11 protein-coding genes and 1 pseudogene are annotated in these 12382 nt (G+C 39.4%); 4 read left to right on the top strand and 8 right to left on the bottom strand.

The genetic code is table 11. The features are described 5' to 3' along the window. The first annotated feature begins 29 nt into the window (after positions 1 to 29). The 3 genes and pseudogenes from QMQ21_RS17030 to thrS all read left to right on the top strand — a co-directional run bounded on the left by QMQ21_RS17030 (position 30) and on the right by thrS (position 2670). The gene (locus tag QMQ21_RS17030) at positions 30 to 404 is read left to right on the top strand and encodes a hypothetical protein (protein WP_001252466.1); all 375 of its coding nucleotides are present in this window, start codon (positions 30 to 32) and stop codon (positions 402 to 404) included. Between the two features lie 73 nt (positions 405 to 477). Then, a pseudogene (locus QMQ21_RS19390) lies at positions 478 to 686 on the top strand (hypothetical protein). Between the two features lie 40 nt (positions 687 to 726). Continuing rightward, positions 727 to 2670: a threonine--tRNA ligase gene (thrS, locus tag QMQ21_RS17025; protein ID WP_000608345.1), complete on the top strand. Its 1944-nt coding sequence runs from the start codon at positions 727 to 729 to the stop codon at positions 2668 to 2670. Positions 2671 to 2913: 243 nt separating this feature from the next. Here thrS and QMQ21_RS17020 read toward each other — a convergent pair whose 3' ends face one another. The 5 genes from QMQ21_RS17020 to QMQ21_RS17000 all read right to left on the bottom strand — a co-directional run bounded on the left by QMQ21_RS17020 (position 2914) and on the right by QMQ21_RS17000 (position 8584). Then, entirely contained in the window at positions 2914 to 3963 is a 1050-nt protein-coding gene (locus tag QMQ21_RS17020; RefSeq protein ID WP_261057743.1) for a DUF389 domain-containing protein, read from the bottom strand. Beyond that, positions 3960 to 4283, bottom strand: a complete 324-nt coding sequence (locus tag QMQ21_RS17015; RefSeq protein WP_000825751.1) for a potassium channel family protein — start codon at positions 4281 to 4283, stop codon at positions 3960 to 3962. Before QMQ21_RS17015 ends, QMQ21_RS17020 begins: the two co-directional genes overlap by 4 nt. Before the next feature lie 346 nt (positions 4284 to 4629). Beyond that, the gene (locus tag QMQ21_RS17010) at positions 4630 to 6141 is read right to left on the bottom strand and encodes an ATP-binding cassette domain-containing protein (RefSeq protein WP_004242726.1); all 1512 of its coding nucleotides are present in this window, start codon (positions 6139 to 6141) and stop codon (positions 4630 to 4632) included. A gap of 798 nt (positions 6142 to 6939) precedes the next feature. After that, positions 6940 to 7914: a sensor histidine kinase gene (locus tag QMQ21_RS17005; RefSeq protein WP_261814857.1), complete on the bottom strand. Its 975-nt coding sequence runs from the start codon at positions 7912 to 7914 to the stop codon at positions 6940 to 6942. Next, entirely contained in the window at positions 7907 to 8584 is a 678-nt protein-coding gene (locus QMQ21_RS17000; protein ID WP_000548991.1) for a response regulator transcription factor, read from the bottom strand. Before QMQ21_RS17000 ends, QMQ21_RS17005 begins: the two co-directional genes overlap by 8 nt. Positions 8585 to 8739: 155 nt before the next feature. On the opposite strand from QMQ21_RS17000, the gene QMQ21_RS16995 reads away from it, so the two are divergent. Further along, positions 8740 to 9813 (top strand): DUF2974 domain-containing protein, encoded by a 1074-nt coding sequence (locus tag QMQ21_RS16995; protein ID WP_261814856.1) that lies wholly within the window; start codon positions 8740 to 8742, stop codon positions 9811 to 9813. Positions 9814 to 9900: 87 nt separating this feature from the next. Here the strand turns inward: QMQ21_RS16995 and QMQ21_RS16990 are convergent, their stop codons facing one another. The 3 genes from QMQ21_RS16990 to QMQ21_RS16980 all read right to left on the bottom strand — a co-directional run bounded on the left by QMQ21_RS16990 (position 9901) and on the right by QMQ21_RS16980 (position 12344). Next, complete coding sequence (locus tag QMQ21_RS16990; RefSeq protein ID WP_049502409.1) at positions 9901 to 10920, bottom strand: YdcF family protein; 1020 nt, start codon at positions 10918 to 10920, stop codon at positions 9901 to 9903. Positions 10921 to 10988: 68 nt separating this feature from the next. After that, positions 10989 to 11426 (bottom strand): Rrf2 family transcriptional regulator, encoded by a 438-nt coding sequence (locus tag QMQ21_RS16985; protein WP_223340186.1) that lies wholly within the window; start codon positions 11424 to 11426, stop codon positions 10989 to 10991. Positions 11427 to 11501: 75 nt separating this feature from the next. Then, positions 11502 to 12344, bottom strand: a complete 843-nt coding sequence (locus QMQ21_RS16980) for a metallophosphoesterase family protein (RefSeq protein WP_261814854.1) — start codon at positions 12342 to 12344, stop codon at positions 11502 to 11504. Between the last annotated feature and the right edge of the window lie 38 nt (positions 12345 to 12382).

Here is a 12382-nt window from a genome sequence, read left to right as displayed (position 1 = left end):
ATCTGTTTTTTTAAAACGAGGTGATTATCATGCGTAGATTCTATTTCCATCTCCCCTACTATCTGGTCATATCCTTCTTTTATTGGCCACTTTATGAGTTGTTCTTGCTAGTTGTTTCTGACCCCCTTACACTCAAGGGACTCTATATAAACAATCTTCTCTTCTTTACACCTCTGGTAATCTTGATTATATCGCTACTCTATAGCTACCGTTTCCGTTTCTCACTTTGGTGGTTAATTGGTAACGGACTGCTCTTTTGCTTTACTATCATAACCTTTGGTGAATTTATCTGGTTTTACTTTTTAGCCTATGAAATCTTTGCTCTGGTGGGCATGGCTTCCGGTATTGGTATCAAGTATATTCTACAAAAAATGAAAAACAAAAAACTTTCACAAAATCCTTGAAAAATCTCACAATCATGCTATAATAATCCATAGAGACAAGTCACTTAGTCCCTTTCTACTAGAGAGTGCGTGGTTGCTGGAAACGCATAGGAAGCCTAAACTGATACTACTCTTGAGTTTTTTATGAAAACATAAAACGGTGGCCACGTTAGAGCCAATCAGAGGTGTCCCTCTTTTTTGAGGAACATAAATGAAGGTGGAACCACGTTGCGACGTCCTTTCGAGGATGTCGCTTTTTGTTTTTCTAGCTTTCACAGTCCTCTGTCCCTGTTTTCAGAATAGGGTTAACACATTCGTCAATAATATAAGTAAGGAGAACATCATGATTAACATTACTTTCCCAGATGGCGCTGTTCGTGAATTCGAATCTGGCGTTACAACTTTTGAAATTGCCCAATCTATCAGCAATTCCCTAGCTAAAAAGGCCTTGGCTGGTAAATTCAACGGCAAACTAATTGATACAACTCGTGCGATCACTGAAGATGGAAGCATCGAAATTGTGACACCTGATCACGAAGATGCCCTTCCAATCTTGCGTCACTCAGCCGCTCACTTGTTTGCCCAAGCAGCTCGTCGTCTTTTCCCAGACATTCACTTGGGTGTTGGTCCAGCCATCGAGGACGGCTTCTACTACGATACTGACAACACAGCTGGTCAAATCTCTAACGAAGACCTTCCTCGTATCGAAGAAGAAATGCAAAAAATTGTCAAAGAAAACTTCCCATCAATTCGTGAAGAAGTGACTAAAGACGAGGCACGTGAAATCTTTAAAAACGACCCTTACAAGTTGGAATTGATTGAAGAACACTCAGAAGACGAAGGCGGTTTGACTATCTATCGTCAGGGTGAATATGTAGACCTTTGCCGTGGCCCACACGTCCCTTCAACAGGCCGTATCCAAATCTTCCACCTTCTCCATGTAGCAGGTGCTTACTGGCGTGGAAATAGCGACAACGCTATGATGCAACGTATCTACGGTACAGCTTGGTTTGACAAAAAAGACTTGAAAAACTACCTTCAAATGCGTGAAGAAGCTAAGGAACGTGACCACCGTAAACTTGGTAAAGAGCTTGATCTCTTCATGATTTCTCAAGAGGTTGGTCAAGGACTTCCATTCTGGTTGCCAAATGGTGCGACTATCCGTCGTGAATTGGAACGCTACATCGTAGACAAAGAGTTGGCTTCTGGCTACCAACACGTATACACTCCACCACTTGCTTCTGTTGAACTTTACAAGACTTCTGGTCACTGGGATCATTACCAAGAAGACATGTTCCCAACTATGGACATGGGTGACGGGGAAGAATTTGTCCTTCGTCCAATGAACTGTCCGCACCACATCCAAGTCTTCAAACACCATGTTCATTCTTACCGTGAGTTGCCAATCCGTATTGCTGAAATCGGTATGATGCACCGTTATGAAAAATCTGGTGCCCTCACTGGTCTTCAACGTGTACGTGAAATGTCACTCAACGACGGTCACCTCTTTGTGACTCCAGAACAAATCCAAGAAGAATTCCAGCGTGCCCTTCAGTTGATTATCGATGTTTATGAAGATTTCAACTTGACTGAATACCGCTTCCGCCTCTCTCTTCGTGACCCTCAAGATACTCACAAGTACTTTGACAACGATGAGATGTGGGAAAATGCTCAAACCATGCTTCGTGCAGCCCTTGATGAAATGGGCGTGGACTACTTTGAAGCCGAAGGTGAAGCAGCCTTCTACGGACCAAAATTGGATATTCAAGTTAAGACCGCTCTTGGAAAAGAAGAAACTCTTTCTACTATCCAACTTGACTTCTTGCTTCCAGAACGCTTCGACCTTAAATATATCGGAGCTGATGGTGAAGAGCACCGTCCAGTTATGATCCACCGTGGAGTTATCTCAACTATGGAACGCTTCACAGCTATCTTGATTGAGAACTACAAGGGTGCCTTCCCAACATGGCTAGCACCTCACCAAGTAACTCTCATCCCAGTATCTAACGAAAAACACGTGGACTACGCATGGGAAGTAGCTAAAAAACTCCGTGACCGTGGTGTCCGTGCAGATGTAGATGAGCGCAATGAAAAAATGCAGTTCAAGATCCGTGCGTCACAAACAAGCAAGATTCCTTACCAATTGATCGTTGGGGACAAGGAAATGGAAGACGGAACTGTTAACGTTCGTCGCTATGGCCAAAAAGAAACACAAACTGTCTCAGTTGATGACTTTGTTCAAGCTATCCTAGCTGATATCGCCAACAAATCACGCGTTGAGAAATAAGAGATAAAATCCTAGCTACCTAAAAAGCAACAACTATTTCAGCTGTTGCTTTTTATATTTTTACTCAATGAAAATCAAAAAGCAAACTAGGAAGCTAGCCGCAAGCTGTACTTGAGTACGGTAAGGCGACGCTGACGTGGTTTGAATTTGATTTTCGAAGAGTATTATTTAATCCGAGCTAGTAGTGATTGACCAAACCACCACACAAGATTTACTTTCATGAGTTAGATAAAGTCAGTATCCTCAATCCTTGTCTGCTTCATTTTCTTTTACGAGATCGTTTTGTGAATCTTTTTCAGAGAGTTTTTGATCAATATACTTGTCAATGTTTTCATAAAATTCCTTGGTCGCTTCACTATCTAATGTTGGCGAGTTCTGAACTTGATTCACTTTCAATTGAACAGATTGAATACCGTAAGAGGCTTGTTTTTGGTGGAGCGTTTCTAATTCTTCTTCTGAAATCGGATCTCCAACAACCGTCAAGACCAATTCATTGTCCCTTGACTTGTAGACTTGATTAATGACCGTATGATTGGCAAACTCTTTTCCTACAAACTGCTTGATTCCTTCTTTTCGCGCTTGGTCTATCGTCAGAGTGACTGCTGAATAACTAGCCGGAAGAATCAATAATACAATCAAGGATATCAACCCAATTCTCATTTTAATGTTTAGCTCTTTAAATGAACTTAAGGGAGATTTTCTCATCATAATTCTTGTTCCAACAATGTTGATTAGCATGATAAAGACACAGTTGATCAAGAAAAGATAGAGAGCCCCCAATAAAAATCGTACATTCCCATTAGCTAAACCATAGCCAGCAGTACAGATAGGCGGCATCAGAGCTGTAGCAATGGCTACTCCTGGCACGATATTGTTTGCTTCTTTTTTCCTTGAACCGATCACACCAGCAATCCCACCAGCAATAGCAATGAGGACATCCCAAATGGTTGGAGAGGTTCGTGCAATCAACTCGCTACTTGCATAAGACAAGGGAGAAATCCAGAAATACAGAGTCGAGACAAGCAAACTGACCAACACTTGAGTCAATAAAACCTCTAGAGATTGCTTGATTAAACGCGTATCAAAAATAGCTAAACCGAATCCCAGTCCAACAATCGGTGTCATGAGAGGTGAAATCAACATGGCTCCTATAATGACAGCTGTTGAATTCATATTTAGTCCGATAGAGGCAATAAAAATTGCACACATCAAAATCGCTGTATCTCTCAATCGAACATGAAGGTCATCGTATAATTTCTCACGGTATTCCCGTGTTGAATAATTGGCAGTCATTTGTCCTCTCCTCTTTCCTTATTTAAATTGGTATAATAATTAAAAATAACAGCTGATAAACAGCCAAAAAATATGAGCCCATAAATCGTCAAGAAGACACTGGTAATCCTTCCAATCAAGGTCACAGCTAGGAGATCCCCGTAGCCGACAGTCGTCGAAGTCACAAAAGCATACCAAAGACCGTCTCCGTAATTTGTGATAGCAGGTTCAACTAGGAAAAGCACGCCTCCTGACCCAAAAACAAAGGTCACAAAACTCAGAGCAAACCGAGTAAAACCCGTAACCTGCATAATATGCCATAACATTTTTAAACGTTTCATTTGTTCTCCTTATTCATACTAGCTCCTGACCGAGCCGTTTTTTTCCAATAATCAAAGTGAAGATAGGACATGATCTCCATCAGAGAAAGATAGACAAACTGATAGATCTGATTTAAGCTGATTATCAACTGATATTGTTTGAAAAATGACTGGAAGAAAGACCAGATATGACTGTCTTGAATCAGTCCCTTCTTAACATTATATCAAAAATTTTACAGTCTTTCTCTGAAGAAATCAATTAATTTAAAAGATAGAGAAAGGAAGAAATTTTTGTATCCTTATCCGAAGAAGGAAAAACGGTATCTCCTGAACCTTGATACTATGCGTTTTATTCTTTATAATTTAGCTATTTCAAAATTACAAGTTCTCCATTCTTAATTTCCCAAACTTGGTCAAACTTACTTAATAATTCGTTTTGGCGATGTAAAGTAACAATGACGGCACTTGGTAGTTCCAGAACTCTTTCCAATTCCATTTTAAACTGATTAGTATCCAAGGCAGAGAAAGGTTCGTCTAGGATAAGCAATGGATTTTTACGATTTTTCTCACGATTTAAATACATTCGTTGTTGCTGACCACCTGACAGGGATTGTGGTGGAATTTTTTCAAAATCTTCTTCTCTGAATTTTTCATTGAAACTATTGAATAGTGTTACATTATTTTCATAACTCGAAATAAATGTATGTTCTTGTTGCAGAATCATACCGAATCTTCCCCAAAGATGGTCCAAAACAAGCCCATCTAGCACAATTTGTCCTTCAAAATCTTCATCTGTTCCATTTAAAATGTTGAGAAGACTACTTTTTCCAGAACCATTCTTACCAATAAGCGCAATTTTATCCCCTTTTTGAATCGTAGCGGAAGTAATTATCAATTTTGATTCTCCCAGTTGTTTGGAAATGTTTTTCAAAGTAATCGTATCAAAAGAATGTTGAGGTGCTTGAACTGAAACGGGTCTCCCAACAATGTTTTGAAAACTCTTGATTACAGGCTTTACGGACTCTAACATTTGTAAATCATAAAGGATTTCCTGTATTGGTTCAGAAAAAGCATTAATATATCCGAAACTCGCCACCACCTCAGGAATACCGAGTTGCTGGTGAGATAGAGAGTAGGCTAAATAAATAAACAGAACAAGACTAATGAATTCAAAAGAAACACCTGTCAATAAGATGCCTGTAATTTTTGTCAAACCATACTTAAAATACTTATCCTGCAAATTCTTTAGAGAACTCTTTTGTTGATTCAAAAAATGCGACATAGTTAGTTTATTTACCAAATGATGTCCCATGAGCAAATCCTCCAAAGTTCGATAGTAATCTCCTTGTTTTTTCAAGTAAACCTGTCTACGATTAGCGGTCAACTTCCCAACGATTTTAGGAATTTGAATACTAATTCCAGTGGAAAAGATTAAAATCAGTGATACAATAGGATTAATTGTTCTGCTAATAATGAAAGCGTAAATGATGATACGTAAAATTTGTTTGATAAAACTCATCAATGGAGGAAGGTAATCCTTTTCCAACGAATCTAGGTCATTAGATTGATAGGAAATATACTCTGCTACTGTTTTCTGCTTGAAATCGTGGTGACTGAGTCCCAGAAGTGAACGAAACCACTCATTTTTCAAAGTAGTCGAAAAGATAATCCCCTGCTTCCAATCAAGTATCATTTGGATATAGTTACAACTCAAATAGCCTGCCACTGACATAGAGTAACCATATAGAGCTACTTGATAATCCCCTTTGATTAATGCCTGCGTGAAATACGGTAACAAAGCTGTGCAGATATTCGATACTACACCAAAAAGAAAATTAAAGAAGAGATACCATCTAATAGTTTTAAGATATGGTAGCATATACGATACTCCTTGCTAATGCGTTTTTTTACATATCTCAGAACAATCTCTACTATTCCTTATTTCAGATAGTGCGATACTCAGACATTGAGTGCAATAATTGTAAATCACACAAGTTCTGCAGTTTTTACTATCATTCAAAATATAATTTGCTATTTTGTAAAATATAGGTCTATCCCATGTTTCTTTGATAGATGTAAAATGAATATTTCCAACACTTCTATTGAAAGTAAGCTTTTTCAGTTTTTCTAACGATTTAGGCTATTTCGTGACACACCCACAATCCGTGAAAATTCTGGTTATATCAGATTATGTGATTTTCGTAAGAATTTTATATTGTCTCCAATCATGGTAGTCTCCTTTTACTTGATAAAACTATTATAACATTTAGAAATTAAAAACTGGTTCAAAATCAATAGGATGTGTGTATTCGATACATTCAATAAATTCTTGGAAACAGTTCTACACCAGTTACACAAATCTATATACACCTATCTCATTCAAAATAAAAAGAAAGCTGCAGTTCTTTTAATCCTGTATCAACGATTCATTCTGAAATCGAATAGGAGACATTTCCCAAGTCTACAATTCACTTCATCTCAAATTAATTTTTGTAATTCACCCTTAGTTTATAGATTTTATACTCAACAAAAGTATAAAGCATACAAAACTTCACTTTGAACCAGTATTTATACTATATTCCGTATTAAAAATTCTATTATTTGTTTTGTAAAAAACAGTCTTCAAATATCCTGAAATATAGCAAAAAGAGATTGGGTAAAAACTCATTGTCTCTTCTCACTCAAGGACTAAGTTCACTTGAGCAAACTGAATCCGCACTATCGTTCCTTTTCCAACCTCAGACTCGATGCGAATCTGGTGGCCTAGTTCTTCAGAAATTTTCTTAGATAGGTAAAGTCCAAGTCCAGATGACTGCTGGGTTAGGCGTCCATTATATCCTGAAAAGCCACGTTCAAAGACTCGGAGGACATCACTGTTTTTTATCCCGATTCCCGTATCCTTGATACAAAGCTCTTGCCCCTCCATATAAATCTCCAGACCACCTTCCTTGGTGTACTTGAGACTGTTTGAGATGATTTGTTCAATGACCACTAATAGCCACTTTTTATCCGTCACGATTTCTTTATCAAGATCATGTAGATTGACATTTAAGCCTTTTTGAATAAAGAAAAGAGCATATTTACGAATTATTTCCTTGACCAAGTCCTCAATTTGAACTTGCTTTAAGACCAAATCATCATGGAAACTTTCTAAACGCAGATACTGTAAAACTAGATTGGTATAGGAATCAATCTTGAAAATTTCCTGTTCTAATTGCTGCTTCAGTTGGCGGTCGACCACTTCTGCAACTAAGAGTTGACTGGCTGCAATGGGGGTCTTAATCTGATGGACCCACAAGGTATAGTAATCCAGCAAATCCGTCAGTTTTCTTTCTGAATCTGACCTCTGCTGATAGAGTTCCATCTCACGCGCCTCTAATTTTTCAGCCAAGGCTATTTCCAATGGAGATTTGGCTTCCCTCTCCCCATAGAGAATTTCCTGACGATAGACCTGCATCTCCGCCAATATATCCCAAGTGAAAAATAAGATGGTTACAAAGCAACACAGCAGGAAAAAGTAGAGAAAGTAAATTCCCAAACTGGCAAATAAAAACTGAAAGAGTAAGAGCAGAAACGTCAAAGAAATCAGATAGACAAACAGACGACTACGGGAACGCAGATAGGCTAGAAAAAATTGTTTCCAATCAAGCATGCTTTAATCCGTACCCTATCCCTTTCTTGGTCTCGATAAATCCTACCAAGCCCTGCTCTTCCAACTTTTTACGCAATCGAGCCACATTGACAGAGAGGGTATTATCATCAATGAAAAAGTCACTGTTCCAAAGTTCCCGCATCAGGTCATCACGTGCTACGATGTTGCCTGCATGCTCAAATAAAACGCGTAAAATCTGGAATTCGTTCTTGGTCAAATTCAAGACTTGCCCTTGATAATGTAAATCCATTGATTTGGTATTGAGGATAACACCAGCATATTCCAGTAAACTCTCGTCACGCCCAAACTCATAGGAACGACGCAACAAGCCCTGAACCTTGGCTAAAAGAACCTGCTGGTCAAAAGGCTTGGTCACAAAGTCATCCGCCCCCATATTGATTGCCATGACAATATCCATAGCCTGGTCTCTCGAAGACAGAAACATGATGGGGACCTTGGAAATCTTGCGAATTTCCTGACACCAGTGATATCCATTAAACAAGGGCAAACCAATATCCATGAGGACCAGATGAGGCTCCGACTGAACAAATAGACTCAAAACTTCCATAAAGTCTTCTACCAGGACCACTTCAAATCCCCATTCAGAGAGCATTTTCCCGACCTGTTGACGAATGACCTGATCATCTTCTACTAATAAAATCTTGTGCATGCGCTCCTCCTTTTCTATTATTATAACAGATTTTTCCATGCTCGAAGGTCTGAAACTGAATTTGAAATAGCTTGTTTTTATCCAACAAAGCAAGACAATTCTACTAGCTAATTTGAGGGAAATTTGATAAGATAAATAAAAAGAAAGGAGCTCTTATGGCCAATATTTTTGACTATCTGAAAGATGTCGCACACGATTCTTATTACGACCTTCCTTTGAATGAATTAGATGTTTTAGCCTTAACAGAAATTACCTATCTCTCATTTGATAATCTGGTCTCCACAGCTCCTCAGCGACTTTTAGACCTGGCACCTCGGGTTCCAAGGGAGCCTAACATGTTGACCAGCAAAAATCGCCTCCAGCTATTAGATGAACTAGCTCAACACAAACGCTTCAAAAATTGCAAACTCTCCCATTTTATCAATGACATCGACCCTGAACTGCAAAAACAATTTGCGGCTATGACCTACCGCCTCACTCTCGACACCTATCTGATTGTCTTTCGTGGGACAGATGACAGCATCATTGGCTGGAAGGAAGATTTCCACCTGACCTATATGAAGGAAATTCCTGCTCAAAAGCATGCCCTCCGCTATTTAAAGAACTTTTTTGCCCAACATCCTAAGCAAAAGGTCATTCTGGCTGGGCATTCCAAGGGAGGCAATCTAGCCATCTATGCTGCTAGTCAAATTGAGCAAAGCTCGCAAAATCAGATCACAGCAGTTTATACCTTTGATGCGCCTGGTCTCCACACAGAATTGACACAAACCGAGGGCTATCAAAGGATAATGGATAAAACCAAGGTCTTCATTCCACAAGGTTCCATCATCGGTATGATGCTAGAAATCCCTAACCAGCAAATCATCGTGCACAGTACTGCTTTGGGTGGTATCGCCCAGCACGATACCTTTAGTTGGCAGATTGAGGACAAGCACTTCGTCCAACTGGATAAAACCAACAGTGATAGCCAACAAGTTGACATAACCTTCAAAGAATGGGTGGCCACAGTCCCTGACGAGGAACTCCAGCTCTACTTCGATCTCTTCTTTGGCACCATTCTTGATTCTGGTATTACTTCTATCAATGACTTGTCTTCCTTAAAGGCTATCGAACACATTCATCATCTCTTCGTCCAAGCTCAATCCCTAACTCCAGAAGAAAGGGAAACTATGGGACGTCTCACTCAATTATTGATTGATACCCGTTACCAAGCCTGGAAAAATAGATAGTACTCTTGAAAATCAAATGTATACAAAACAAAAGACCTAGAATACATACTTTCATGTGCATTCTAAGTCTTTTTAAATAGAATCTGACTACCAAATAATTCCTTTGTAGGCTATCAAAATGAGGGCTAATAGCAGGACATAAAAGGCAAGGAAAAGCCATTTCATTTTGACACAGAGAGCTACGTACTCCCGAATAAAAGCAGATGGTATGTAGTAGCCTGCCGTCCTACATCCGAGGCCATCTCCCTTCATTTTTAACTTACGAGCATAGGTACTTGTTCTAAAGACATGATAATCATTTGTTACAAAGAGGAATTGAGGTTTGGCTACCAGCTTCTCACCAAGTTCCTTAGAAAAGAGAAGGTTCTCGTAGGTAGTCCTTGATTGGTCCTCCAGGATAATCCCATCTTGGGGAACATCGGTCTCTTCAAGCAGATAGTTTGTAATAGCCTGCGCTTCAGAAATCTTCTCATCTCCTCCTTGACCACCACTAGCAATGATTTTGATATGAGGATTCTTAGAATTGTGGTAAGCTTCTACTGCCTTATCAATTCTCCTCTTTAGCAAAGGTGTTACCTTTTCTCCGTCTAACAAACCTGCACCGTGAATGATAATAAAATCATAATGCTTCTTCTTAGGAATAAAGAGATACAAGATAGAGTAGAGCATAAAACCCGCAAAAGCAAAGCCAAAAATAAAATAAGAGTAGAAAATGAATACAAATAAAATGTTTAGAAAGTGATTGGTGTAAAATAATTCATTTTGACCTCCCAATCGAAATGAAATCAAGGCAAAAAATAGCAAAATGACTATTCCAAGGAGCATGGAGAGATAATTAGCCTTTGAACGTCCCTCTCGCTTCAACAAAATGACCCCATTATAGATTAGAAAGATGCCACTTAGAAAAAGCAAAAAAGGAAGTAAAATAAAGGGAAATATAAAAAAAGCGAAATGAATCTTCTCATACCCATTTTGATAAAAAAGGTAGCCTAGATAAAAATAACTGGAAATGAGGGATAATAAGAATAATACTGGATTCCACAAACTTCTATTATCCTTCCAAAATGACACTATAAAGGCTAATACAATTCCTATAACGAGATACATTTCTTCCTCCTTTTATGAGTTCATTCTATCATAATTATCCAAAGAAAAAAAGAGGGCATCTATCCCTCTCAATCCTTCATCTGACTCTCTGCATCGGTCACGACTTGTTCTAAACTGGTCTGACCGAGTTCAGCCTCCATAGCCAGCTGGATTCTCTCCAATTTTTGATCCAAAACATCATGAATATGAGCTCCAACTGGGCAATTTGGATTTGGATTGTCATGAAAACTAAAGAGTTGGCCTGTCTTACCAAGACATTCGACCGCTTGATAAACATCTAAAAGACTAATGTCTTTGAGATCCTTAACAATCTCTGTTCCCCCTGTTCCGCGCGCTACTGAAATCAGTTCAGCCTTCTTCAACTGGGACAAGGTCTTTCTGATAATGACAGGATTGACCCCGACACTAGCAGCCAGAAAATCACTGGTCACCTTGCTTTCCTTCCCCTTGAGGGCAATGATTATCAGCATATGAGTCGCAATGGTAAATCTACTTGGAATTTGCATACTCTTCTCCTTTTTACGAGGCTAGCCTACCTCTACTCTTCTCTTTCTTTTATTATACCCTTTTTGGTTGTAATGTCAATTATTACCACTTTTCAACCAAGCATCTAATTCCCTATCATAGCCCTCTTTCTGGGCCAATTCTCTCAGAAATTCCTGATGATGAGTATGGTGGATACCATTGACTAGACTTTCATAATAAACCTCAAAATAGGGAAGTTTGAGGTCTTTAGCCAACTGCAATTCAGCTGCCACATCGTAGTCCACCCGTCGGAAGTCCATATCTACCAAGCCCTTGTCATCAAACTCCAAAATCATATACTGGGCCCGCAAGTCCTTCCGCAACTGGGCATCTAGAAAGAAAGGTTGACCAATCGAACCCGGATTGACAATCAATTGTCCACCAGTCCCGTAACGAAGCAACTGCTGGTGAATATGACCATAAACAGCAATATCACAAGGCGGATTGGTCACCAAGCGGTCAAAATCCTCTTGCGCTCCAGTATGAATCAACTCTCTCCCCCAGTTCTTATCAGGAAGATGGTGGCTAATTCCCACCGTCAAATCACCAAACTGACGATGAATCTGGAGCGGTTGATTGTGGAGCAGTTCAATTTCTTCTAGGGAAATTTCCTCTAAAATATACTGGCACTGGCGCAAGAGATAGCGTTGACTGGGGCGAGTATTATCCAATTCCTTGCGGACACCATGCCAAAGACTGTCTTCCCAGTTTCCCAAAACTCTAGCCGTAATCGGTAGATCAGCCAACAAGTCCAAAATCCTTCTACGCCCTGTCCCTGGCATGAGAATGTCTCCCAAAAGCCAGTATTCATCCACTCCTAGCTGCCGAGCATCTGCCAAAACAGCCTCCAAGGCGGTGGTATTTCCATGAATATCTGAAAGAAGAGCTATTTTCGTCATATCCATCTCCTCGTTTTTTCTCTTGCAATAAGTATAAC

It is taken from the genome of Streptococcus bouchesdurhonensis (genome assembly GCF_948472335.1).
The sequence above is the reverse complement of the archived record's forward strand: the minus strand, read 5'-3'. Positions and strand labels throughout refer to the sequence as shown.

Bases quoted from the DNA above. Each gene is read 5' to 3' on its own strand.
- QMQ21_RS17030 (WP_001252466.1), top strand. From the start codon at position 30: ATGCGTAGATTCTATTTCCATCTCCCCTACTATCTGGTCATATCCTTC.
- thrS (WP_000608345.1), top strand. From the start codon at position 727: ATGATTAACATTACTTTCCCAGATGGCGCTGTTCGTGAATTCGAATCT.
- QMQ21_RS17020 (WP_261057743.1), bottom strand. From the start codon at position 3,963: ATGACTGCCAATTATTCAACACGGGAATACCGTGAGAAATTATACGAT.
- QMQ21_RS17015 (WP_000825751.1), bottom strand. From the start codon at position 4,283: ATGAAACGTTTAAAAATGTTATGGCATATTATGCAGGTTACGGGTTTT.
- QMQ21_RS17010 (WP_004242726.1), bottom strand. From the start codon at position 6,141: ATGCTACCATATCTTAAAACTATTAGATGGTATCTCTTCTTTAATTTT.
- QMQ21_RS17005 (WP_261814857.1), bottom strand. From the start codon at position 7,914: ATGCTTGATTGGAAACAATTTTTTCTAGCCTATCTGCGTTCCCGTAGT.
- QMQ21_RS17000 (WP_000548991.1), bottom strand. From the start codon at position 8,584: ATGCACAAGATTTTATTAGTAGAAGATGATCAGGTCATTCGTCAACAG.
- QMQ21_RS16995 (WP_261814856.1), top strand. From the start codon at position 8,740: ATGGCCAATATTTTTGACTATCTGAAAGATGTCGCACACGATTCTTAT.
- QMQ21_RS16990 (WP_049502409.1), bottom strand. From the start codon at position 10,920: ATGTATCTCGTTATAGGAATTGTATTAGCCTTTATAGTGTCATTTTGG.
- QMQ21_RS16985 (WP_223340186.1), bottom strand. From the start codon at position 11,426: ATGCAAATTCCAAGTAGATTTACCATTGCGACTCATATGCTGATAATC.
- QMQ21_RS16980 (WP_261814854.1), bottom strand. From the start codon at position 12,344: ATGACGAAAATAGCTCTTCTTTCAGATATTCATGGAAATACCACCGCC.